Below are 1,491 nucleotides of genomic sequence, written 5' to 3' on the forward strand. Positions count from 1 at the left end.
GAGAGCGTTTCAAGTTTTGTGTAAACAGAAAAAACTGATATAAGATATGTCATTAGTTATCGAGGACAGAACCTGTTTTTCAGGGTTCTGTCCTTGTTTGTATTATAATGCAGTTTTAGGGCATGTCAAGCAGGACTGGCTGTGCCAGCCCTGCCTAGCATGCATTCTGCTTATAACCTTTCCAATCTTTCTTCGAAGAAAATTTCCAGCTGAGAATGGATCTGTCCCCAATCCTGACGGTGTCCCGTCCATTTCTTGGTGATATCTATCATGGCCAGATACAGCATTTTCAGGAGACTGTCATCGGATGGAAATACCGTCTTGGATTTGGTGACTTTCCGGAGCTGGCGGTTAAATCCTTCAATCGTGTTCGTGGTATAGATCAGACGTCTGACAGCTTCCGGATACTTAAAATACGTTGAAAGATTTGCCCAGTTATCTTTCCATGACTTTGCAATCTTAGGGTATTTCCCGCTCCATTTTTCGTCAAAGCTGTCCAGTTCTGCCAATGCAACTTCTTCTGTAGGAGCTGCATATACACGCTTCAGATCTGCCATAAGTGGTTTGATCTCTTTGTAAGAAACAAATTTCGTGGTATTCCTGATCTGATGGATTATGCACTGCTGGATCTCGGTCTGGGGAAATACTGCTTCAATTGCCTGTGGAAAACCGGTCAGTCCATCCACACACGCAATCAATATATCTTCTACACCCCGGTTTTTCAGGCCATTCAGGATGGAGAGCCAGAACTTGGCACTTTCATTTTGACCAACATACATTCCGAGGACATCCTTACGTCCTTCCATATCGATCCCAATCGCAATGTAAACAGCACGTTTTACAATCCGCCCCTCATTACGGGCATGGAAATGGATCGCATCCATAAATACAACAGCATACACACTTTCTAATGGCCTTTCCTGCCATTCTTTTACTATTGGCAGGATCTTATCAGTGATCCTGCTTACAGTACTGTCGGAGATCTCAAGATCGTATAATTCACGCATGTGGCTTTCTATATCGGCAGTAGTCATTCCTTTTGCGTACATGGAAATGATCTTTTCTTCCATGTCCTGCGTAATCGAATTCTGATACTTCTTTACAACCTGTGGTTCGAAGTCACCTTTTCGATCCCTTGGAATATCAATCTCCATATCTCCGTAACTGGTATGTAACGTTTTCTGGGAATGTCCATTCCTGGAATTATCGGTTTCTTTATTTCGATAATCATACTTGGAATATCCCAGTTCTTCATCCAGTTCCTGATCAAGGGCACCTTCCAAAATGATAGACATCATATCCCGCATAATGGAATTAACATCTGTTCCATCTTTTACTTTTACATTGTTTTCCTTCAGGTAGTTTCCCATGAGTTCTCTAAGCGCTGCTTTTTGTGGTGAATCCTTTTTTCTTGCCATAAAATAAACCTCCAAACTGAGTAATTCTATCTTACATCAGTTTGAAGGTTTACACAAACTTTGGGATACTCCC

The 1,491-nt window shown here is 41.9% G+C and carries 1 protein-coding gene; it reads right to left on the reverse strand.

Going from position 1 to position 1,491, the window contains the following annotated elements; translation table 11 throughout:
* Positions 1-170: 170 nt before the first annotated feature.
* Entirely contained in the window at positions 171-1,370 is a 1,200-nt protein-coding gene (locus tag AB5916_RS17415; RefSeq protein ID WP_173018192.1) for an IS256 family transposase, read from the reverse strand.
* Positions 1,371-1,491: the final 121 nt, after the last annotated feature.

Origin of the sequence: Blautia sp. 1033sp1_1033st1_G9_1033SCRN_220408, from assembly GCF_040929965.1 — a bacterium.
In the GTDB taxonomy this organism is placed as follows: domain Bacteria; phylum Bacillota; class Clostridia; order Lachnospirales; family Lachnospiraceae; genus Blautia_A; species Blautia_A ammoniilytica.

Excerpts from the sequence above, each read along its gene's own strand:
- AB5916_RS17415 (WP_173018192.1), bottom strand. The coding sequence starts at position 1,370 with ATGGGAAACTACCTGAAGGAAAACAATGTAAAAGTAAAAGATGGAACA.